This is a genomic window from Streptomyces sp. WMMB303 (genome assembly GCF_029351045.1).
Classification (GTDB): Bacteria; Actinomycetota; Actinomycetes; order Streptomycetales; family Streptomycetaceae; genus Streptomyces.
The window spans coordinates 5017849-5039540 of sequence record NZ_JARKIN010000001.1 but is presented as its reverse complement, the minus strand read 5'-3'; the positions used below and the strand labels follow the sequence as shown (position 1 = coordinate 5039540).

At 70.1% G+C, this 21692-nt stretch carries 15 protein-coding genes; 13 read left to right on the top strand and 2 right to left on the bottom strand.

Annotated features, from left to right (window positions below; genetic code table 11):
- The first annotated feature begins 16 nt into the window (after positions 1–16).
- The 7 genes from nrdR (at position 17) to P2424_RS22150 (ending at position 8015) form a co-directional block, all read left to right on the top strand.
- On the top strand, positions 17–676 hold the full coding sequence (gene nrdR / locus P2424_RS22180) for a transcriptional regulator NrdR (protein WP_276479076.1): 660 nt from the start codon (positions 17–19) through the stop codon (positions 674–676).
- Between the two features lie 163 nt (positions 677–839).
- Positions 840–3734: a vitamin B12-dependent ribonucleotide reductase gene (locus P2424_RS22175; protein WP_276477504.1), complete on the top strand. Its 2895-nt coding sequence runs from the start codon at positions 840–842 to the stop codon at positions 3732–3734.
- A gap of 371 nt (positions 3735–4105) precedes the next feature.
- Complete coding sequence (locus P2424_RS22170) at positions 4106–4714, top strand: YdbC family protein (protein WP_276477503.1); 609 nt, start codon at positions 4106–4108, stop codon at positions 4712–4714.
- 15 nt (positions 4715–4729) lie between these two features.
- On the top strand, positions 4730–5389 hold the full coding sequence (locus P2424_RS22165; protein ID WP_276477502.1) for a histidine phosphatase family protein: 660 nt from the start codon (positions 4730–4732) through the stop codon (positions 5387–5389).
- A 12-nt stretch (positions 5390–5401) separates the two neighbouring features.
- Complete coding sequence (locus tag P2424_RS22160) at positions 5402–6418, top strand: ADP-ribosylglycohydrolase family protein (protein ID WP_276477501.1); 1017 nt, start codon at positions 5402–5404, stop codon at positions 6416–6418.
- A 186-nt stretch (positions 6419–6604) separates the two neighbouring features.
- Entirely contained in the window at positions 6605–7282 is a 678-nt protein-coding gene (locus P2424_RS22155) for a ribonuclease HII (protein WP_276477500.1), read from the top strand.
- 112 nt (positions 7283–7394) lie between these two features.
- The gene (locus P2424_RS22150) at positions 7395–8015 is read left to right on the top strand and encodes a hypothetical protein (RefSeq protein ID WP_276477499.1); all 621 of its coding nucleotides are present in this window, start codon (positions 7395–7397) and stop codon (positions 8013–8015) included.
- A gap of 204 nt (positions 8016–8219) precedes the next feature.
- On the opposite strand, the gene P2424_RS22145 is transcribed toward P2424_RS22150, so the two are convergent.
- A complete protein-coding gene (locus tag P2424_RS22145; protein ID WP_276477498.1) occupies positions 8220–10412 on the bottom strand; it encodes a DEAD/DEAH box helicase in 2193 nt (730 codons plus the stop codon).
- Positions 10413–10552: 140 nt separating this feature from the next.
- Between P2424_RS22145 and P2424_RS22140 the strand changes: the two genes are divergently transcribed.
- The 6 genes from P2424_RS22140 (at position 10553) to P2424_RS22115 (ending at position 21004) form a co-directional block, all read left to right on the top strand.
- Positions 10553–11779, top strand: a complete 1227-nt coding sequence (locus tag P2424_RS22140) for a DUF4192 domain-containing protein (RefSeq protein ID WP_276477497.1) — start codon at positions 10553–10555, stop codon at positions 11777–11779.
- A 99-nt stretch (positions 11780–11878) separates the two neighbouring features.
- On the top strand, positions 11879–12637 hold the full coding sequence (locus tag P2424_RS22135) for an NUDIX domain-containing protein (protein ID WP_276477496.1): 759 nt from the start codon (positions 11879–11881) through the stop codon (positions 12635–12637).
- Between the two features lie 91 nt (positions 12638–12728).
- A complete protein-coding gene (locus tag P2424_RS22130; protein ID WP_276477495.1) occupies positions 12729–15491 on the top strand; it encodes an ATP-binding cassette domain-containing protein in 2763 nt (920 codons plus the stop codon).
- A 272-nt stretch (positions 15492–15763) separates the two neighbouring features.
- Positions 15764–16792, top strand: a complete 1029-nt coding sequence (locus P2424_RS22125) for a FadR/GntR family transcriptional regulator (RefSeq protein ID WP_276479075.1) — start codon at positions 15764–15766, stop codon at positions 16790–16792.
- A gap of 1252 nt (positions 16793–18044) precedes the next feature.
- The gene (locus tag P2424_RS22120) at positions 18045–19652 is read left to right on the top strand and encodes an RNA polymerase sigma factor (protein WP_276477494.1); all 1608 of its coding nucleotides are present in this window, start codon (positions 18045–18047) and stop codon (positions 19650–19652) included.
- Positions 19653–20197: 545 nt separating this feature from the next.
- Positions 20198–21004, top strand: a complete 807-nt coding sequence (locus P2424_RS22115) for a serine protease (protein ID WP_276479074.1) — start codon at positions 20198–20200, stop codon at positions 21002–21004.
- A 362-nt stretch (positions 21005–21366) separates the two neighbouring features.
- Here P2424_RS22115 and P2424_RS22110 read toward each other — a convergent pair whose 3' ends face one another.
- Positions 21367–21597 (bottom strand): hypothetical protein, encoded by a 231-nt coding sequence (locus tag P2424_RS22110; RefSeq protein WP_075003361.1) that lies wholly within the window; start codon positions 21595–21597, stop codon positions 21367–21369.
- Positions 21598–21692: the final 95 nt, after the last annotated feature.

Sequence of the window (21692 nt, the reverse complement as noted above, 5' to 3'; positions counted from 1 at the left end):
TGGGAGGGTGGAGACGATGCATTGCCCCTTCTGCCGGCATCCCGACAGCCGTGTGGTCGACAGCCGTACGGCCGACGACGGGGCCGCCATCAGGCGTCGCCGTCAGTGCCCCCACTGCTCCAGGCGCTTCACCACCGTCGAAAACGCGTCACTCACGGTGATCAAGCGGAGCGGTGTCACCGAGCCCTTCAGCCGGGACAAGGTGATCGCGGGGGTGCGCAAGGCGTGCCAGGGGCGCCCCGTGACCGAGGACGCGCTGGCCCAGCTCGGGCAGCGGGTCGAGGAGGCCGTCCGGGCCACCGGGAGCGCGGAGTTGTCCACACACGACGTGGGACTCGCCATACTCGGCCCGCTCCAGGATCTCGATCTCGTCGCCTATCTGCGCTTCGCCTCGGTCTACAAGGCGTTCGAGTCCCTGGAGGACTTCGAGGCGGCCATATCCGAACTGCGCGAGGTGCAGTCGCTCGTCCCCGGGGCTCAGGAGAACGAAGCCGCCGGTGAGTGCGAGGCTCCCGGGGGGTCGGCCCGGGCGGGCAAGGGGCGTGCAGCCGGGGGAGAGGCGCGGGTGCTGCCCGAGGTGCCGCCGCCCGCCGGCGCGGGAGACCCGGCGGCGGGGCCCCGAGCGGGACAGGCGCGCGGGGGCGAGGGCGCCTCCGCTGCTGCCGCCGCCGACTGAGCGGCGGGCCGCTCCGCGGAGCGCGGCCGACGGGCCGGGGCGCACCCTCGGCATACACAGAGACTTGGCCTGGACACGCACCGTGTCCGGTCATCAGACAGGCACAGTTCTCGGGGAAGAACCGGGGCATGTTGGGGCGTTATGCCCCACACAGGGAGGCGGAATGACAGAGACGACGAGCGGCCCGGCACGCGGCTCCCGCGCAAAGGGCGGCAAGGCGAAGAGCGGACTGCGTATCGAGCGCGTCCACACGACCCCCGGAGTGCACCCGTACGACGAGGTGAACTGGGAGCGCCGCGACGTCGTCATGACCAACTGGCGCGACGGCTCGATCAACTTCGAGCAGCGTGGCGTCGAATTCCCCGACTTCTGGTCGGTGAATGCGGTCAACATTGTTACGAGCAAGTACTTCCGCGGCGCGGTGGGCACCCCTCAGCGGGAGAGCAGCCTCAAGCAGCTCATCGACCGCGTGGTGAAGACCTACCGGGCGGCCGGTGAGGAGCACGGCTACTTCGACTCCCCCGCGGACGCGGAGATCTTCGAGCACGAACTCGCCTATGCCGTGCTGCACCAGATCTTCGCGTTCAACTCCCCGGTCTGGTTCAACGTCGGGACCAAACAGCCCCAGCAGGTCAGTGCCTGCTTCATTCTGTCCGTCGACGACTCCATGGAGTCGATTCTCGACTGGTACAAGGAAGAGGGCATGATCTTCAAGGGCGGCTCCGGAGCCGGCCTGAACCTCTCCCGGATCCGCTCCTCCAAGGAGCTCCTCTCCTCCGGTGGCAACGCCTCGGGGCCCGTCTCCTTCATGCGCGGAGCCGACGCCTCCGCCGGGACGATCAAGTCGGGCGGCGCGACCCGCCGCGCCGCCAAGATGGTCGTGCTGGACGTCGACCACCCGGATGTCGAGGCGTTCATCGACACCAAGGTCAAGGAGGAGGAGAAGATCCGCGCCCTGCGCGACGCGGGCTTCGACATGGACCTGGGCGGCGACGACATCGCCTCCGTCCAGTACCAGAACGCCAACAACTCGGTCCGGGTCAACGACGAATTCATGAAGGCCGTCGAGTCCGGTTCCAACTTCGCGCTGCGTGCCCGGATGACCGGTGAGGTCGTCGAGGAGGTGGACGCGAAGAAGCTCTTCCACAAGATGGCCGAGGCAGCCCACGTCTGCGCCGACCCCGGCATCCAGTACGACGACACGATCAACCGTTGGCACACTTCGCCGGAGACGGGCCGGATCACCGCTTCCAACCCGTGCAGCGAGTACATGCACCTGGACAACTCCTCGTGCAACCTGGCCTCGCTCAACCTCATGAAGTTCCTGCGCGACGACGACCAGGGCAACCAGTCCTTCGACGCGGAGCGCTTCGCGAAGGTGACCGAACTGGTCATCACAGCGATGGACATCTCCATCTGCTTCGCCGACTTCCCCACCGAGAAGATCGGCGAGACCACCCGGGCCTTCCGCCAGCTGGGCATCGGCTACGCCAACCTGGGTGCGCTGCTGATGGCCACCGGACATGCCTACGACAGCGACGGCGGCCGTGCGCTGGCCGGTGCCATCACCTCGCTGATGACCGGCACCTCGTACAAGCGCTCGGCAGAGCTCGCCGCGGTGGTCGGCCCCTACGAGGGGTACGCCCGCAACGCCGAGGCGCACCGGCGTGTCATGAAGCAGCACAGTGACGCCAACGACTCAGCTCCCCGCACGGACGACCTGGACAGCCCGGTGTGGGCGGCGGCCACCGAGGCGTGGCAGGACGTGCAGCGGCTGGGGAAGAAGAACGGCTTCCGCAACGCCCAGGCGTCGGTGCTGGCCCCCACCGGCACGATCGGCCTGATGATGGACTGCGACACCACCGGCGTCGAGCCCGATCTGGCCCTGGTCAAGTTCAAGAAGCTCGTCGGCGGCGGCTCGATGCAGATCGTGAACAACACGGTCCCCAAGGCCCTCAAGCGCCTCGGCTACCAGCCCGAGCAGGTGGAGGCGATCGTCGAGCACATCGCCGAGCACGGCAATGTGGTGGACGCGCCCGGGCTCAAGCCGGAGCACTACGAGGTCTTCGACTGCGCCATGGGCGAGCGGTCCATCTCCCCGATGGGGCACGTGCGCATGATGGCCGCCGCCCAGCCGTTCCTGTCCGGTGCCATCTCCAAGACGGTCAACATGCCCGCGAGCAGCACCGTCGAGGACGTCGAGGAGATCTACCTCCAGGGGTGGAAGCTCGGTACCAAGGCGCTCGCCGTCTACGTCGAGAACAGCAAGGTCGGCCAGCCGCTGTCGGCGAAGGCCAAGGAGGAGAAGAAGGCGGAGGCACCCGAACCGGAGAAGGTCGTCGAGTACCGGCCCGTCCGCCGCCGGCTGCCCAAGGGCCGCCCCGGCATCACCACCTCTTTCACGGTGGGTGGCGCGGAGGGGTACATGACGGCCAACTCCTACCCGGACGACGGTCTCGGTGAGGTCTTCCTCAAGATGTCCAAGCAGGGCTCCACCCTGGCGGGCATGATGGACGCCTTCTCGATCGCCGTCTCGGTCGGCCTCCAGTACGGGGTCCCGCTGGAGACCTACGTCTCGAAGTTCACCAATATGCGCTTCGAACCGGCCGGTATGACCGACGACACCGATGTGCGGATGGCCCAGTCGATCGTCGACTACATCTTCCGCCGTCTGGCGCTGGACTTCCTCCCCTTCGAGACCCGTTCTGCGCTGGGTATCCACTCGGCCGCCGAGCGCCAGCGTCATCTGGAGACGGGCTCCTACGAGGCGACCGAGGACGAGTTCGACGCGGACGCTCTGGCCCAGTCGGCTCCCAAGGCCGAGACGGCGGCGGCCGCCGAGGAGGCCAAGGACGGCAAGGACGAGCAGCGCACGGCCACGGAGCCGGAGGCCGCCGCCCCCGCTCCCCGCGAGGCGCACAACTCCACCGAGCTGATGGAGATGCAGCTCGGCCTCAACGCCGATGCCCCGCTGTGCTTCTCCTGCGGTACCAAGATGCGCCGCGCCGGTAGCTGCTACCTGTGCGAGGGCTGCGGCTCGACCAGCGGCTGCAGCTGACAGCGGGCGGGGTCGCGTCCTGAGGATCTCGAGGACGCGCTGCTGAGATCGACCACCCGCACCTGAGAGAGGGAGCCGGCCTCCGGGCCGGCTCCCTCTCCGCTGTCCCGGCTTCTGCTGTACCGGCCTGCGGGGCCGCTGCCCGGTGCCTCGACCTGTTGTCGCGTGCGCGCATCGGGAAGGTGTGGAGCACGGTAGTCGGCGCCGCATCGCCCATGACGGCCCGCGGCGTCGTACTTCCCGTCCGGGCTCCGACCCCCGAGGTGATCGGCGGGGCGAGGCACGTGGGAACGTCGTCGCACATCAGTGCGCTGCACGTGTGTGTACTCGGTCTGTCCGAGGGGTCACCGGGATGGCCGTACGATAGCGCGGTGCTGGTCAAGTGGATGCGCTGCACGGTGGTCGACCGCCCGGGATTCGCGCGGGCACAGCGGAAATGGGCGGGACTGCTCGGCGAACCCGGCTTCCGGGGCCAGGGCGGGGGATGGAGCCGGTCCCGGGAGGGGGTCGTGCACCTCTTCGGCTTCTGGGAGAGCCGGGCCTACTACGACTCCTTCATGGCCCGCTCACACGACCGGCTGCACGCCTCCCAGCTCGGCACCTACAAAGAGATGCAGGCCAGGCTCTTCGACTACCGTTTCGATGTGAAGACCGGCTTCCGGCCGGTCTTCACCGACGCGGATCTGCTCCGGGTGGCTCACTGCCGGGTGCGACCCCACCGGATCGAGCACTACATGCTCATGCAGGAGAAAGTGTGGAACCCGGCGATGGCCGGTTCGCCAGGCATGCTGCGCGGGGTCTTCGCGCAGGCGAACACAGAGGACGAGTTCCTGGTCCTGTCGATGTGGAACTCCACCGCCGAATACGGAAAGTATCGAGCGGAGCGAGTGGAGCGGCTGGCCCTGCGCGCCCGGACCGGGGCCGACCTCTCCCACGTCACCGGCGACGTCATCGACCTGGAGCCGTCGTGGACCGTCTGACCTAGGGTGGAGCCCATGGCACGTCCTCGCCGAATCATCCTGCTCCGCCACGGAGAATCGGAGGGAAACGCCGATGACAGCATCTACGAACGCGTGCCCGATCACGCGCTGCCACTGACCGAGCGCGGTCGGCGGCAGGCGGAGGAGGCGGGCAGGCGACTCCGCGAGATCTTCGGCGAGGAGCGCGTCTCGGCCTTCGTGTCCCCCTACCGCCGCACCCGGGAGACACTCGCCGCGCTCGGGATCGGACCTGCCCAGATGCGGGTCCGCGAGGAGCCCAGACTTCGCGAGCAGGACTGGGGAAACTGGCAGGACCGCGACGACGTCCGCCAGCAGAAGAAGTACCGGGACGCCTACGGGCACTTCTTCTACCGCTTCGCCCAGGGCGAGTCCGGTGCCGACGTCTACGACCGGGCCGGAGCCTTCCTGGAGAGCCTGTGGCGCAGCTTCGAAGCGCCCGACAACCCGCCGAACGTTCTGCTGGTCACGCACGGACTCACGATGCGGCTGTTCTGCATGCGCTGGTTCCACTGGACAGTGGAGGAGTTCGAATGTCTCTCCAATCCACGCAACGGCGAGACCCGCGCCCTCCTCCTCGGCCCTGAAGGCCGCTATCACCTCGACCGGCCCTTCGAGCGCTGGCAGGACCCCCGCCCCTACGGAACCCACCGCTAATATCGTCCGGACATGAGTGCTCTCCCATCCGACCCCCACCGCGCCGAGCGGCTCTCCCGCGCTCTTGCCGCCCTGCGCGGCCTGGCCGTGGGCGACGCACTGGGCTCCCAGTTCTTCGTCCCCGCCAACCTCGCCTACCTGCGCCGCCGGGAACTGCCTCCGGGGAACTGGCAGTGGACCGACGACACGGAGATGGCCGCCTCGGTGGTCGCCGTACTCGCGGCGCACGGCCACACCGACCAGGACGCACTGGCCGCCTCCTTCGCCCGGCGCCACGACTTCGACCGCGGCTACGGCCCCGCGGTGAACCGGATGCTGCGCCTGATCCGCCAGGAAGGTGCAGACTGGCGGGAATTGGCGGCCGCCCTCTTCGAGGGCCAGGGTTCCTGGGGGAACGGTGGCGCCATGCGGGTCGCCCCGCTGGGCGCCTGGTTCGCCGACGCCCCCGAGCGTGCGGCGGACGAAGCCGTTCGCTCCGCCGAGGTGACCCACCGGCATCCTGAGGCCGTCGCGGGTACCCGGGCGGTTGCGGCCGCAGCTGCCCTCGTCGCCGGTGCGGAGAACCCGCTCCCCACCGTTCCGGGAGGCGCCGACCGCGGCACGAAGGCCGGCACGGCACGGACGCCGGACGCGGCCGGCGGTGAACGCGTTCCGGCTCCGCTGACGCCCGAGCGCCTGTTGGCCCGGGTCCAGGAGTTCGTCCCCCGCAGCGCCGTGCAGGCGGGGCTGCGCCGCGCCGTGGATCTGCTCGACTACGCCGACGTGAGCACGGTCGCGGCGGTTCTCGGCTGCGGTCGCCGCACCAGTACGCAGGACACGGTCCCCTTCGCGCTCTGGGCCGCTGCCCGGAACCTGGGGGACTTCCGGGCGGCGCTCTGGGCGACCGCGAGCGCCGGTGGTGATGTGGACACCACATGCGCGATCGTCGGCGGCATCGTGGCAGCCGCCGGTCCCGGAGCGGCTCCGCCGCGAGAGTGGCATGAGCGCACCGAGCAGTTCCCCTCCTGGCTGCTGCGGGCGGTGCGCTGATCCCGGTGCTCGCCACGGCGGGCCGGGTACCGCGGGGCGCTTCCTGGATTCGTGGACGCTCCGTCACTGTTTCACCGCCTTCCGCGATCACCGGCGCCGGTTTCCGGACTCTTTCCGAGTCCGGGGCCAACTTTGTCGGACTCCCCTGAACTCACGGCCTCCGCAGCGGATACGCTGGTTATTGCCATGCCGTACGAGTCTCCAACCCATCGCGTCGAGCGTTCGCTCCGCGCCACCACCGGCGCCAAGATTGTCGCCGGAGTGGACGAGGTCGGCCGTGGAGCCTGGGCGGGACCCGTCACGGTCTGCGCCGCGATCACGGGTCTGCGTCGTCCTCCCGCCGGTCTCACCGATTCCAAACTCATCCCCGAACCCCGCCGCAGTGAGCTCGCCGAAGAACTCGTCGGTTGGGTCAGTGCCTATTCGCTAGGTCACTCCACCCCGGAGGAGATCGACGCGCAGGGCATGACGGCTGCCCTGCGGCTCGCCGCCGTCCGAGCCCTGGACGGCCTGCCACAACGCCCCGATGCCGTGATCCTCGACGGCAAGCACGACTACCTCGGAGCACCTTGGCGAGTGCGGACCGTGATCAAGGGCGACCAGTCATGCGTCGCTGTCGCGGCCGCTTCGGTCATCGCCAAGGTGCGCCGTGACGCTCTCATGGCCGGACTCGCGGCGGAGCACGCCGAGTTCGCATTCGAGGACAACGCCGGGTATCCCTCCCCCGTCCACCGGGCCGCTCTGGAAAGCAGCGGCCCCACCCCCTACCACCGGCTGTCGTGGGCGTATATGGATGCCCTGACCCGCTGGAAACATCTCAAGCGCAACCGGAGCGAGCCCACAGAACAGATCGGCCTCTTCTGAATCGGCACAGCCGACGGCGCCGTCACAAAGTACTGGATCTCCGTCGCGGGAATATCCGCGCAACCGGTACCCGCTGATACGCCTGTTTCCGTCATTTGATAGACAACACCTCATGCCTCTCACTCCCGAGGAGCCACAGATTTACGAGAGCGTCCCGGGCACCCGCGCCTCAGCGGGAGCATCCCGAACTCCGCAGGCATCCCGCACCGCAGCCCCGGTCCCCGGCCCCCGCCAGGCACCGCGCCCCGCACCGCCGCGCACCGACAGCAAGGGCCCGAACACACCGGGCCGCCCCGGTGGCCCCCCGCAGAGCGGCAAACAGTCCACCCCGGCCAAGTCCCCCGGCCCGGCCACCACGGCCCGCATCCACCTGGTCGCGGCTACCGACGCGACGGCGGTGGAGGTCGCCGACGAGACGGTGGACAAGCTTCTCGACGAAGGCCGGGCGCCCGGCGAGATTCTGCTGCTGACCACTGGCGACCAGCATCCGTGGGCGGAGCACGAACTCTCCTTCGGTGAGGACTCCTACTGGCACCAACTGGCCGACGCGGAGGACGTCTTCTGCGCCCACGCCTCTGCCGTCACCCGAACCGCTCAGCGCGCCATCGTGCTGCTCGCCGTCAACGGCGGCACCGACTCCGAGGCCACCGCGGCGCTGCCCGCAGCTCTGGAGAAGGCAACCGAACAGCTCATCGTCTGCGGTGATCCCGAGCGCGTACGCGCACTGCTGTGACTTCTGCCCTCGCCACGGCGGCGTCCGCTCCGGGGAGCGGCCGAGGCGAGTCCGCAGCCTGCCTGATCGCGTCGAGGTCGGCCGGTGCCCGGAGTGACCGGCGCCGGCGCCGTCCCTGACCTGCGCTTCCGTACCGCCTCGGACCGACGGCGCGTGCGGAGGCCGTCGGCTGGGTGGGCCCGCTTCCGTCCGGGGTTCGTTGGGTCAGTTCTGGGTGGCGAGAACCAGCGGCAGCACCTCCTTGGCGCCGGCCTGGCGGAGCATCCGCGCGGCCACCGCGATCGTCCACCCCGTGGCGGTGTAGTCGTCCACCAGCAGGACCGGCCCCTCCAGGGCGGCGACGGATTGCGTGAGTTCCGGCGGCAGCGTCAGCGCCTCATGGACAGCGCGCAGTCGCTGGGCGCCGTTGCTGCGCGCGCCGTTCAGCATCCCGAACTCGTCCGCACACGTGATCGCGCCGAGCAGTGGAATCCGGCCGATATCCGCGATCCGTTCCGCGAAGGACCGCACCAGTTGTGGGCGGGTCCGGGAATCGACCGCCACGACGCCGACCGGCCGCTCCGATGCCTCCCCGCCACCTCCCGAGGACCAGCCGTCAGGGCCTTTGGCCCAGTCCGAGAGAACTGTCACCGCGCCGTGCAGCACATCCTCCGGCACCGGCCTGTCGCCGCCCTGCTCGGCCAGCAGCGGCCGCAGCCGGTTCCCCCAGCCGATGTCGGAGAGACGTCCGAGGGCCCTGCCGGGTGACGCCTGCTGCTGCTGAGGGATCCGTCCCTTGAGATCCAGGCCGGCAGCCTGCATTCCGGTGGGCCACATCTTCCGCGGTTCGATCCGCACACCGGGCTTGTTCAGCTCCCCGCGAGCGGCCACCACAAGCGACTCGTCGACCTCCGGAGTGAATCTGCTGCCGGCGCAGTTGTCGCACCGTCCGCATGCTGCCGCCGACTCGTCGTCCAGCTCTCGCCGCAGATACTCCATCCGGCAGTCGGTCGTCTCGGTGTAGCGGCGCATGGCCCGCTGCTCGGCCTGCCGCTGTCGTTCGACCCACTCATACCGGTCGGCTTCGTAGTGCCAAGGCCGGCCGGTGGCGATCCAGCCCCCCTTGACCCGCTGCACCGCGCCGTCCACATCGAGCACCTTCAGCATCACCTCCAGGCGGGAGCGGCGCAGCTCCACCCGGGGCTCCAGGGCAGGCAGCGACATCGGAGCCTCGGAGGCCGCCAGAACCTCCAGGGTCCGGCGCACCTGATCCTCCGGAGGGAAGGCCAACGAGGCGAAATAGCGCCAGATCGCTTCGTCCTCCTGGCCGGGAAGCAGGAGGACCTCCGCGTGCTCGACACCGCGGCCCGCACGGCCGACCTGCTGGTAGTAGGCGATGGGGGAGGAGGGCGAGCCCAGATGGACCACGAAGCCGAGATCCGGCTTGTCGAACCCCATGCCCAGGGCCGACGTCGCCACCAGGGCTTTGACCCGGTTGGCGAGGAGGTCGCCCTCGGCGGCCTCGCGGTCGGCGTTCTCCTGGCGGCCGGTGTAGGAGGCCACTTCGTGTCCGCACTGGCGGAGGAAGGCCGTCACCTCCTCGGCGGCCGCCACAGTGAGGGTGTAGATGATGCCCGACCCCGGCAGGGATTTCAGATGCTCGCCCAGCCAGGCCAGGCGGTGCGGGGCGTCGGGCAGCCGCAGGACACCGAGGCTCAGGCTCTCCCTGTCCAGCGAGCCGCGCAGCACCAGTGCGGGGGACGTGTCCGTGTCAGGGGCGTCGTCCGCAGCCCTGCCGGTACCGAGCTGCTCGGCGACGTCGGCCGTGACCCGCGCATTGGCCGTGGCGGTCGTCGCGAGCACCGGGACACCCGGGGGCAACTCGGCGAGTATGGTCCGCAGCCGTCGGTAGTCCGGACGGAAGTCGTGGCCCCAATCGGAGATGCAGTGCGCCTCGTCCACGACGAGCAGACCGGTGGACGCGGTGAGGCTGGGCAGCACATGATCGCGGAAATCCGGATTGTTGAGGCGCTCCGGGCTGACCAGCAGCACGTCGACCCGTCCGTCGGCGATCTCGGACTCGATGGTCCGCCACTCCTCCGGGTTCGCCGAATTGATCGTGCGGGCCTGGATCCCGGCCCGGGAGGCTGCTTCCACCTGGTTGCGCATCAGCGCCAGCAGCGGCGAGACGATCACTGTCGGACCTGCGCCGCGCTTGCGTAGCAGCGCGGTCGCCACGAAGTAGACCGCAGACTTCCCCCAGCCGGTGCGCTGCACGACCAGCGCTCTCCTGCGCTCCGCGACCAATGCCTCGATGGCGCGCCACTGGTCCGTGCGCAGCCGGGCCGTCCCCTCGTGGTCGCCGACAAGATCGGCGAGTACCGCGTCGGCGGTCTGCCGCAGCTTCGTATCACTCATGCGTCCATGCAACCCGATGCCTCGGACATGCGTGGAACCTGGTCTGTGGATAAGCCACGAACGATATGACAATCATGCGGATCATCGCGGCTGTGGACAACCGGCGGCCGTAAGTTCCGTGGCGAGGGCACCGTCGAGGCATGACACAGCACGACCGCGAATCCCGTGGCAGCGAACCCACCGCCCCCTCGCAGCGAACCGCTCCCTCCGCACCACCGAGCGTCTCTCTGCGGAGTCCCTCCGAACTCGCCGAAGCGCTTCCCTACCTGCTCGGCTTCTACCCGGACGACTCTCTCGTCGTCGTCGCCCTCCATGGGGAGCGGGGGCGGTTCGGCGGGCGCCTCAGGGTCGGCATCCCCGATGCCGACAGCGGCTGGGCTGCATTCGCCGCCCAGCTCGCCGAATGCCTCGACTCCAGCTCTCGGGTGCGGGGCGCCCGGCCTGACGGAGCCTTGCTTTTCCTGTGCCAGGAACCGGATGCGGAGCGCACCGGAAGTGAGGTAATGGAGCGGCTGCGCCCTCTCGTGCAGCATCTGCGGCGCGCCTGCGGTGACCTCGAGATGCCCGTGTACGAGGCGCTGTGCCTCTCGGCAGGGAGGTATTTCTCCTATTGCTGCCCCGACTCGGGCTGCTGCCCGCCCGAGGGCGTCCCCATGGAGCGCTCCGGTACTTCGGCCATGGCTGCCGCCGCCGCGTACGCCGGAATGCCGATGCACGGCTCACTCCGGGATATGGAGAGGCGACTGGCACCGCTGGGACCGCCGTTCGCCGAGGAACAGATCCGGGCCCTGGAGGGCGCCGATGCCGAACTCACCGGGCGGATGCTCTCCGAGGAGGGACGTCAGCAGGTGCGCACCGAGACCCTGGCGCTCCTCGGACGGCTGCTGGAGCGCTTCCAGCGCCGGTTGCCCGATGCCTCGACGCAGACCTCCGCCCAGGATGCGCAGGACGACGGGCTGCTCGGCCACGAGGAGTGTGCCTCGGTGATCCTCGCCATCCAGGACCGGGAGACCCGTGACCGGGTTGCCGCGTCGATGCACGGTGCGGACTCAGCCCACGCGCTGCGGCTCTGGCGAGCGCTTGCCCGGCGTTGCGCGGGCCCCTACACCGGACACGGAGTACCGCTGATCGCGCTGGCCGGCTGGGTCGCCTGGGAGGCCGGAGACATTCCGACGGCCCGCGTCGCTCTGGGGCTGGCCCTGCGGACCGACCCCGACTATCTCTTCGCCCAGCTGCTTCACCACGCCTGCAACGAGGGGCTCGATCCCGAACTGGTGCGGCGCTGCCTCAGGAATGGAGGAGAGACGGAACACGGGGAGGACGAGAAGGGACCGCCTGCCGGAGAGGCGGACGATGCCCCTTGCTGAGCGGCGCTGCCGTCCGACCCCGCGAAAAGCGAAGGAGGTGCGGGTGCTGCTGCCGCGGAACGGACTGTTTATCGTCAAGGAGACGACTATGATCACGCCATGCCCTACGACCCGTCCGCTTTTCCGCCCTTTGCTGTCACTGTCGACCTTGTGGTGCTCACCGTCCGCAAGGATGCGCTGTACGCGCTTGTCGTGCGCCGCGGGGAGCCTCCCTATCAGGGCAGGTGGGCGCTGCCCGGTGGGTTCGTGCGGGACGACGAGGACTTGGAGTCCGCTGCGGGGCGAGAGCTCACAGAGGAGACGGGGCTGCGCTCGCAGGCGCTCGAGGACCAGGACGCGGGCGCACACCTCGAACAGCTCGCCACCTACGGCGCGCCGCAGCGAGATCCCAGGATGCGGGTGGTCAGTGTCGCGTACCTCGTTCTCGCGCCGGACCTTCCCTCGCCCATCGCGGGCGGCGACGCGCACAGTGCCCGATGGACGGCGACGGAGGCGCTTCTCGACGCGGCGGACGGGTCCGACCGGGAACCGGAAGAACAGCAGGTGCCGCTCGCCTTCGACCACGGTGAGATTTTGCGGGACGGGGTGGAAAGAGCCCGATCCAAGATCGAGTACTCCTCGCTCGCCACCGCATTCTGCCCGGCCGAGTTCACGGTGGGGGAGCTGCGACGGGTCTACGAAGCGGTCTGGGGCGTGGCGCTCGACCCCCGGAACTTCCATCGCAAGGTGACGGGCACCCCGGGCTTCCTGGTGCCGACCGAGGGGACGACAACCCGGCAAGGAGGGCGACCGGCCCAACTGTTCCGTGCCGGAGGGGCGACGCTGCTCAACCCGCCGATGCTGCGACCGGAGGTCTGAGGCCGAGCTGTGCCGCGGGCGTGCTTCCGCGGGTCGAGCGGTTACCCGGAAAGTCGGAAATGTCGCGTTATCGTGCAGAGGTGCGTCTGCCATGCGTTCTGCGGGAGAAGCGATGATTCAGGCCATCGGACTCACCAGCACGGTCCGGCGCAAGAGTCGACCGTATGTCGACGACCTCACCTTCGAGGCGCGCCCCGGTGAGGTCACAGTGCTGCTGGGCCCGGCCGGTTCGGGCAAGAGCGAGGCGTTGCGGCTGTTGCTGCAACTCGTTCCGGGAAGGGGCGTGGCGCTCTTCCGCGGGCGGCCGGTGCAGCGGATCCCGTACCCGGCCCGGGAGATCGGCGTCCTGCTCGGTGATGTCCCCGCTCACCCGGCCCGCACCGCGCGTGGACAACTCCGGATGCTCACCGCGGTGGCAGGAGTGCCGCTCGACAGGGCCGACGAGGTGCTGGATCTGGTCGGACTCAGCGGACTGGCCGATCAGCGGCTCGGCGACTTCTCGCTGGGCATGGACCGCAGGCTCGGAGTGGCGGCGGCACTCCTGGGTGACCCGCACACTCTCGTCCTGGACGAGCCGACGCGGGGGCTTTCACCACGGGAGGCGACCTGGCTGAACGGGCTGCTGCGCGGGTATGTGCGGCAGGGCGGACTGGTACTGGCCACCTCGCGTGACCCCAGAGAGGCCGCGCGGACGGCGGACCGGGTGGTCTCCGTCAGTCGGGGCCGACTCGTGGCTGATCAGACAGCGGGCGACTTCTCAAGGACCCGGCTCCGCCCCCGGGTGGCGGTCAGGACGCCGCACGCGGAGCGGTTCGCCGCGGTGCTGTCCCAAGAGGCGCGCAGCGGGGAGCGGTTTGGGGGCGGGCGCGGAGCGGTGGAGGTGGTGTGCGAGAGCGGCAGCCGGGTTTCGGTCTACGGGAGCGACTGTGCGGCGGTGGGGGAGTCCGCCTATCGGCACGGCATCCTCGTGCATCTGCTCACGGAAGAGGTCGGGGACGTCGGAGACCGCTCCGGACCAGGACCTTTGGACAGAGCGGACGGACGAGTTCCGCGGGCGGCGCCTGAAGGCCCCGCGGCAGCCGCGACGGGTGCGGAGCTGGAAGCGGGCGGGGCAGGCGCGGCGGTCTGCCGTGCGGATCACGGGGATCAGCCGGTGCCTGAAGGAGCCGGTGAGCACCAACAGGAGGAAGCTGCCGGTTCTGCGGGGCATGCTTCCGTTCCCGCGCCCGGCGGCTACAAGCCGGGCGGCTCCGCCCCGGGGAGGGATGGTGCGATCGCGGAAGGGGAGTCGCCGACCGGTCCGCGCGAGGGAGTCGGATCCGGCCCGCAGTCCGGCGGCGGGCGGGAGGCGGAGGCGGAGGCGGAAGAGGATGCCGCCGAAGCGGGGCCGGTCGCTCCGGAGCGGAGCGCGGGGGAGCAGACGCCGTCGGCCGATGACACCGCGGTCCAGGAGGGGGCTCTGGTTCCGGCGGGGCACGAAGACGCGGAGACCGTCGCGGGTTCCGGCGGCGATCGGAGCCGGCGGGCGCACCGGGGCTCCGGCCCTGCCCGCGGAAGTCTCGCGCCGGTCGGCACTGATCAGGTGCCGGATCTCTCTCCGGACTCCCCCTCGACACCTGCCTCGCCCCCGGCTCCGGAGGCGAGGCAGACATCGGCGACCGGCGGGTCGGCCCGGACGGAACCGCGCACCCCCGTGCAAGGGGCCGATTCTCCGGCGCCCGGGGGACGGACCCCTGCTGCAGCGGCCCAGGACCAGGAAGCGAACACGACCGGTCCACTCTCGGCGTCGGAAGGTGCGGGCCAGGGCTCGGGCTCCGCCACGGAGCCGCTGCCCGGGAAGACGTCAGCGGCGCGGACCGGGCTCCGCTCTCCCGGAAACGGCTCCTCCGGCCCCACCGGGCCTTCCGGCTCGTGCTCGGCGGCTGCCGGTGGCGGGACGGCGCTCCCGCTGTCAGTTGTCGTGCGCAGACCGGGGCCGGTGGCACCGTTCCGGTACGAACTGATGCGGCTGTTCGGTGTACGTACGCCGTGGGTGCTGATTCTGGTGGCGCTGGTCTCGGGACTGGGTATCTCCGTGGCGACGGCGGGGACAGAGGGAGTGCCGGCTGTCCCCGCGACGGGCACCGCGTCCGGGCTGAAGTTGCTGACGGGGTGGCCGCCGGGGTCGCCGTTCCTGGTGCCGCCGGTGGCTGTGGTCGCGGGGTTGCTGGGAGCGTTGGCGTTCGGCCAGGAGTTCCGCTACCCGGCGCTGGTTCCGGCTCATGTCCCGGTGCCGCGCAGGCTCGGCCTGCTGGTGGCCAAGCTCGGGGTGACGGCCGGTACGGCGGTTGCTCTGACTGTGGCGACCGTGCTCTGCAATGGAGCGGCATTGAGCCTGCTCTACGGTCCGGACAGACTGGCTGCCGCCTTTCCCGCTCACACATTCGACGGTGCGGACCTCGCCGGCCTCTCCGTTCCGGGCGGTTCCGGGGTCGGGGAGCCGGTCCCTTCGCTGGGAGTCCAGGCTCTGGCCCTGTTCGCGCTCTGCGTCGGTTGCGCTTGGGCGGGGCTGCTGGCTGCCGGAGTCTTCCGGTCTACTGTGCTGGGTGTGGCTGCTGTTGCGGCCGTGCCGGTCGTGGTGGCTCCGCTGGTCGGGGATGCCGCAGCCGGCCCCGGTGGCGCGTCGTTCGAGGGGCTGTCGGACCGGCTGCGTTCGACGATGCTTCTTCCCTGGTCCTCGGCGGCGGACCAGTCGGGTGCCGTGGCCCTGGGGGTAGTGGCGCAACCGGTCGGCCGAGCCCTCGCATTGTCGGTCACGGTGCTGTTCTGCCTGTACGCACTCACCTCCCTGCGCGGCCGACCGAGGCAGCGGTAGCCCCGGCTGTGACGGCGGCGTACGGACGCGGGGTTGGGCGCTCTTGGCCGGAAGCTCCCCTGATCCCGCCGGTGTTCGTTCGTCAAGAGGGCCAATCCGGCAGCGTCGACGGGGGGATGGCTCTGACCACCAGTGATGTGGTCCGTTCTTTCCGATAAGGCGTCAATTGCATGGCAGTCAACGATCACCCTTTCGTGTGCTTTTCACCAAAACCCTCAAGACCGCGCTGACCTCGGCCGACACAAGTTGTCGTGACTACCCTTGCGCACTCCATGATGACCGCGGCTCGCCCCGTCGACACCGGCCTCGCCGGACCGGGCGAGCTGGACCGCTATGCATACGCCGAGTCGACGGGAACGGCGCGCACGACAACCAACGCCTCGGCGTGGGAGGGTTCCGAGGCAGACATGAACCGAGTGGGCCGACGTGCGTCCGGTAGCCGAGGAAGGGGCCTGCACGGCCAACTCGTCCAGCAGCTCGGCCAGATGATCGTCTCGGGAGACCTGGGAGCGGACCGTCCGCTGGTCCCCGAGGAGATCGGCCAGCGGTTCGAGGTCTCGCGTACGGTCGTGCGCGAATCCCTGCGCGTTCTCGAGGCCAAGGGCCTGGTGAGCGCGCGCCCCAACGTCGGCACCCGGGTCCGGCCCGTCAGTGACTGGAACCTGCTCGACCCCGACATCATCGAATGGCGGGCCTTCGGCCCCCAGCGGGAGGGGCAGCGGCGCGAGCTGTGCGAGCTGCGCTGGGCCATCGAGCCCCTCGCGGCCCGGCTCGCAGCCGGGGAAAGCCACGACGACGTCCATCAGCGCCTCGGCGACATGGTGGAGATCATGGGCCACGCGCACACGCAGGGTGACGCTCTCACGTTCTCCCGCGCCGACGCGGAGTTCCACGGGCTCATTCTGCAGGCGGCAGGAAACCGGATGCTGGAGCACCTCTCCGGCATCGTCTCCTCCGCATTGCAGGTGTCGGGTGGCCCGACCGCCTGCTGCGACCACCCGACCGAGGACACCGTCACCCACCACCGCCGGGTCGTCGACGCACTCGTCTCGGGTGAGTCGGCTGTCGCCGAGTCCGCCATGCGCCAGGTGCTGGGCGGGAACGCCGAGTCGGTGGCTGCCGCGCAGCCGGCGCAGGGTGCGCCGGCTCAGGCCACTTCCGGTCAGTCCGGGCAGCCGACGCAGGCCGCACAGCCGGGAGCCCATGGGGTGCCTGCCGGGGCGGGGCAGCCGGGCCAGCCGGGTGGCACCGGTGCACCCGGCGGGGCAGACCATGTGGTGCCCGCCCCTCGCGAGCATTGACCGGTGCGGGCGCTCGGGGCCGACCGCTCGGTGTCGAGCCCCTCAGCGCCCGCCCGGTGCTCTGCACGTCCTCGCCCGACCCCGTGTCACCCGTGGTTCGCTCCTTGCCCCGTCGAGGCGATCCGGTGTGGATCGGTCGGCCCGGTCGTCGGCAGCTGCTGCGCACGGACGAGGCCGCTGATCCCCGTCCGCCGACCCGACGAGTCCGATCCGGTCGCACCCGCCACGGGAGGCTGTTCGTTCCTGGCTCCGTGCATCCGGCCCCGCGACCCGACACGGTCCGCTGGATCAACCACGTGGGTGTCCCGTCGGCTCCGGCTCGTTCCTCCTGCGGCTCCGGATGTACGGCACTCCTCCGCCCGGCAGCGGTCCCGGCCGCGGCACCCGCAGCCGCGTGGAACGCCGTCGGGGCCGACTGCCCGCCTGGCGTCGGAGCGATGCGTCTTCGTGCAGGTCCGTCCGGGTGCCGATCCGGAGCCTGGCGTTCCGGGGCGACCCCGTGGACCCGGTCGGGGTGTTCCGTCCGGCCGGGTCCGTGCCCGCTCGGCCGGTCGCCGGTCCCGTCGACCGCGTGCCGGGGTCCGGCGGGGCGACTGAACTCGCAGTCCGTCGTTCCGTGGGGGAAGGTATGCGCACTTCGCGGCGCATTCCGCCCCGATTCCCGGCCGACCGGTCCGATTCAGCTGGTCGGGCCCCTCTCGTCCGGCCCGGCCCGCTCCGATTCGGCTTCGTCGGGCGGCGACGAGGGCCGGGCGCGAGGTCCACCGGCCCTTCGGTGGCTTTCGGGGCGCGGTGCCGGGCGTTGGAGCTGGCGTCGACCGGACGCCCGCGAGCCCGCATTCGGAGATCTGGAGTGGCTCGAGTGACGGTTTCATGACGTTCTCTGTGTCCGTGGGTCCGTCGGGGGTCGTGTCCTGCCGTCCCGTTGCCTGTCTGCTCGCCGTCCGCGGCCCGTTTCCGTGCCCGGAGCTGCATCCGCATGGTCCTAAGCGGCATGCGGCGGCGCCTCGGGTAACCTTTTCATCCTGATATTCACACGGATGGGGTGTATGCGGTGTGACTCGGGCCACGTGAATCGGGCGTAACGCTTCCCGTTCCCCTGCGATGACTCAAGAGGTGACAGCGGAGGAGGGAATACGGGCGCTCCGTCCGGGGCTCTTGTTCGTGCCCGATATTTCTCCACTGCTCCGCCCGCGCCGTCGGTTCATCCCCGCCGGCGGTCCGCCGTTTCCATCGTTCCGAGAGGTTGTTCGTGTCGGCCAGCACATCCCGTACTCTCCCCGCGGAGATCGCCGAATCCGAGTCCGTCATGGCGCTCATCGAGCGAGGGAAGGCTGAGGGGCAGATTGCCGGCGACGACGTGCGCCGGGCCTTCGAGGCTGACCAGATTCCGCCAACCCAGTGGAAGAACGTCCTGCGCAGCCTCAATCAGATCCTCGACGAGGAGGGTGTGACGCTGATGGTGAGCGCAGCCGAGGCGCCCAAGCGCACCCGCAAGAGCGTCGCAGCGAAGACCCAGCCCAAGCGCACCGCCACCAAGACGGTCGCTGCCAAGCCCGCTCCGGCCAAGAAGGCAACTCCGAGCGCGGCTCCTGCCGCCCCGGCTGCTGCCTCGGCTCCTGTCGCGGCTGCCGCGCCGGATCAGGGGGTCGCCGGGGAGGACGTCGCGCCGAAGCCCGCGAAGAAGGCTGCCGCCAGGAAGACCGTGGCGAAGAAGACCGCAGCCAAGAAGACGGCCGCGCCCAAGAAGACCGCAGCCAAGAAGTCCGACGTCGTCGACGAACTCCTGGAGGGCGACGAGGAGCTGGTGGAGGACATCGCTCCCAAGCCCGCGGGCAAGCCGGGCCCCGAGGACGGTCCTGCCGCCGAGATCAAGAACGAGAACGAGGGCTTCGTCATCTCCGACGATGACGAGGACGACGCGCCGGCCCAGCAGGTTGCCGCCGCGGGCGCCACGGCCGACCCGGTCAAGGACTACCTCAAGCAGATCGGCAAGGTGCCGCTCCTCAACGCGGAGCAGGAGGTCGAACTCGCCAAGCGGATCGAGGCCGGTCTCTTCGCGGAGGACAAGCTGGCCGTCGAGGAGAAGCTGGCCCCCAAGCTCCAGCGGGAACTGGAGATCATCGCCGAGGACGGGCGCCGCGCCAAGAACCACCTGCTGGAGGCCAACCTCCGTCTGGTGGTCTCGCTGGCCAAGCGCTACACGGGCCGCGGAATGCTGTTCCTGGACCTGATCCAGGAGGGCAACCTGGGTCTGATCCGTGCGGTCGAGAAGTTCGACTACACGAAGGGCTACAAGTTCTCGACGTACGCGACGTGGTGGATCCGCCAGGCCATCACCCGCGCCATGGCCGATCAGGCCCGCACCATCCGCATCCCGGTGCACATGGTCGAGGTCATCAACAAGCTCGCCCGCGTCCAGCGCCAGATGCTCCAGGACCTGGGCCGCGAGCCCACCCCGGAAGAGCTGGCCAAGGAACTGGACATGACGCCCGAGAAGGTCGTCGAGGTCCAGAAGTACGGCCGGGAGCCGATCTCCCTGCACACCCCGCTGGGCGAGGACGGGGACAGCGAGTTCGGCGATCTGATCGAGGACTCCGAGGCGGTCGTCCCGGCGGACGCGGTCAGCTTCACGCTTCTGCAGGAGCAGCTGCACTCCGTGCTCGACACGCTCAGCGAGCGTGAGGCGGGCGTCGTCTCGATGCGTTTCGGTCTGACCGACGGCCAGCCCAAGACGCTCGACGAGATCGGCAAGGTCTACGGCGTCACGCGTGAGCGTATCCGGCAGATCGAGTCGAAGACCATGTCCAAGCTGCGTCACCCCTCCAGGTCCCAGGTCCTGCGCGACTACCTGGACTGACGGCCTGCCGGCTCGACGGACTGCTGTGGACCGACCGCGGCCGCCGACCGGGGCGCCTTCGGGCGGTTCGCGTCGGGGACCCCCCCGGTTGCCGGAAGTCCGGAGGCACGGAGATCCGGTCGAGGCGGTAGGACCGGACAAGCGGAACATGAGGCCGGTGAACCCGAACCGAGGTTCACCGGCCTCGGTGCTGCGGTCACGGCGCCGCCCCGGTGGACGGCGTCCGCCGCACCGGCCCGCCGCTCCGCAGCGTCGGCCGGGCAGCGCGCAGCCGACGACGGCGCCTCCAGCCGACCCGGTATCCGCAGAGGCGGGTCCGGCCTCCGCTCATCTGGTGTACATCCAGCGCTCGTCCCGAGCCTCCCGGGATGCGACTCGCGTGGACCCGGAACACCCTGGGTAGCCAGACAGTTCCTTTCCGTCAGGAGGCCGGTCTCATGCGATCGATGCGCTGTAAGCGAACAGGAGCCCGCCACGTCCCGGGTCGCCCCGGGAGTCGTCCTCTCGCCGTGGGGGCGGTGCTCATAGTGACGCTGCTCGCTGCGATGGCCCCGCAGTCCGTGGCGCAGTCCCCCGCCCACGACACGAGCCCCGGCAAGGTCGTCATCGGAGGCTCCCCGGTGAGCGCCGAGGCCCACCCCTGGGTGGTGGCGCTCTCCAGCCGGGCCCGCTTCGGGCCGCGGCGCTCGGGGCAGTTCTGCGGGGGAGCGCTGGTCGGGCCGCGCACGGCGGTCACGGCGGCGCACTGCCTCAGCCGCGAGGTGCTGGGGGCCGATTCCTCCCAGGTCGACGACCTGCGCGTGATCACGGGACGCGGGGATCTGACCGCCACGGCGGGCAAGGAGATCGCGGTCGAGTCCTCGAAGGTCAACCCGGACTACGACCCGACGTCCAACAGGGGCGACATCGCGGTGCTGCGCCTGGCGTCCTCCGTGTCGAAGGAGTCCGTCCTCCCGTTGGCCCAGGAAGGTGATCCCGGCTACCGGGCCGGCACCCCGGCCTCGGTCTACGGCTGGGGCGACACCACCGGCCGTGCGGACTACGCGACCACGCTGCACGCCGCACGGGTGAAGGTGCTCCCGGACGCGGACTGCCGACGGGCCTATCCCGGTTCCGTGGAGGGGACCTACGACCCGGCGACCATGATGTGTGCCGGATTGAAGCAGGGCGGCAAGGACGCCTGCCAGGGGGACAGTGGGGGCCCGCTGGTCGCTCGGGGCAAGCTCGTGGGGCTCGTCTCGTGGGGGATCGGCTGCGGTCAGGCAGGGCGTCCGGGCGTCTATACGCGGGTCTCCGCAGTCGAATCCGTCATCGCGGACCACAACGGCGCCCCGGCTCCAGCTGGGAGCTGAAGGGGCCGCGAAGCGCGCTCTGCGCCGGTGTGCGCTGCGGGGGCGGTCCCTGGCAGGGGGTGGGGTGACGGGGTGCGAGGCTCGCGACGCATGGCGCGATCGGCCGACAGTGCTCTCGTCACCCTTCCGGGTGAAAGTGCCACGGTGTGTCGTTGACCGGAGGGGTCCGAACAGAGGTCACGCGACGCCGACAGGCGGCGCGTACCGGTGGGCGGACGCCCGGAGGGCCGGAAATGACGAGGGCGGACGGTCCTCCCGGGTCGGGAGGACCGTCCGCCGGATCCGGCCTGCGCCGGGGAAGCTCGTCGGACGTGGACGCGAAGCGTTGTTACGGACGTGGACGCGAAGCGTCGGTCAGCAGGTCAGCGTTCGTCTTCGCCTGCGGTGGCGGGAGTCGCGGTGAGCTTCTCCGTCTCGTCCTGTATCTCCGCGGCGATCTTCTTGAGCTCCGGCTCGAACTTGCGGCCATGGTGGGCGCAGAACAGCAGCTCTCCGCCGCTCACGAGGACAACGCGCAGGTAGGCCTGAGCGTTGCACCGGTCACAGCGGTCGGCTGCCGTCAGCGGAGTCGCGGGGGTCAGAACTGTAGTCACGTCGCCTCTTCTCTAGCTCGACGAGCTGTCGTACCAGGGTCAACATCCAACCAGGCCGAAAACGTTCCCGCACTGGCCTTCATTCCCGAACTTTT

Bases quoted from the DNA above. Each gene is read 5' to 3' on its own strand.
- nrdR (WP_276479076.1), top strand. From the start codon at position 17: ATGCATTGCCCCTTCTGCCGGCATCCCGACAGCCGTGTGGTCGACAGC.
- P2424_RS22175 (WP_276477504.1), top strand. From the start codon at position 840: ATGACAGAGACGACGAGCGGCCCGGCACGCGGCTCCCGCGCAAAGGGC.
- P2424_RS22165 (WP_276477502.1), top strand. From the start codon at position 4,730: ATGGCACGTCCTCGCCGAATCATCCTGCTCCGCCACGGAGAATCGGAG.
- P2424_RS22160 (WP_276477501.1), top strand. From the start codon at position 5,402: ATGAGTGCTCTCCCATCCGACCCCCACCGCGCCGAGCGGCTCTCCCGC.
- P2424_RS22155 (WP_276477500.1), top strand. From the start codon at position 6,605: ATGCCGTACGAGTCTCCAACCCATCGCGTCGAGCGTTCGCTCCGCGCC.
- P2424_RS22150 (WP_276477499.1), top strand. From the start codon at position 7,395: ATGCCTCTCACTCCCGAGGAGCCACAGATTTACGAGAGCGTCCCGGGC.
- P2424_RS22145 (WP_276477498.1), bottom strand. From the start codon at position 10,412: ATGAGTGATACGAAGCTGCGGCAGACCGCCGACGCGGTACTCGCCGAT.
- P2424_RS22140 (WP_276477497.1), top strand. From the start codon at position 10,553: ATGACACAGCACGACCGCGAATCCCGTGGCAGCGAACCCACCGCCCCC.
- P2424_RS22135 (WP_276477496.1), top strand. From the start codon at position 11,879: ATGCCCTACGACCCGTCCGCTTTTCCGCCCTTTGCTGTCACTGTCGAC.
- P2424_RS22130 (WP_276477495.1), top strand. From the start codon at position 12,729: ATGCGTTCTGCGGGAGAAGCGATGATTCAGGCCATCGGACTCACCAGC.
- P2424_RS22125 (WP_276479075.1), top strand. From the start codon at position 15,764: ATGATGACCGCGGCTCGCCCCGTCGACACCGGCCTCGCCGGACCGGGC.
- P2424_RS22115 (WP_276479074.1), top strand. From the start codon at position 20,198: ATGGCCCCGCAGTCCGTGGCGCAGTCCCCCGCCCACGACACGAGCCCC.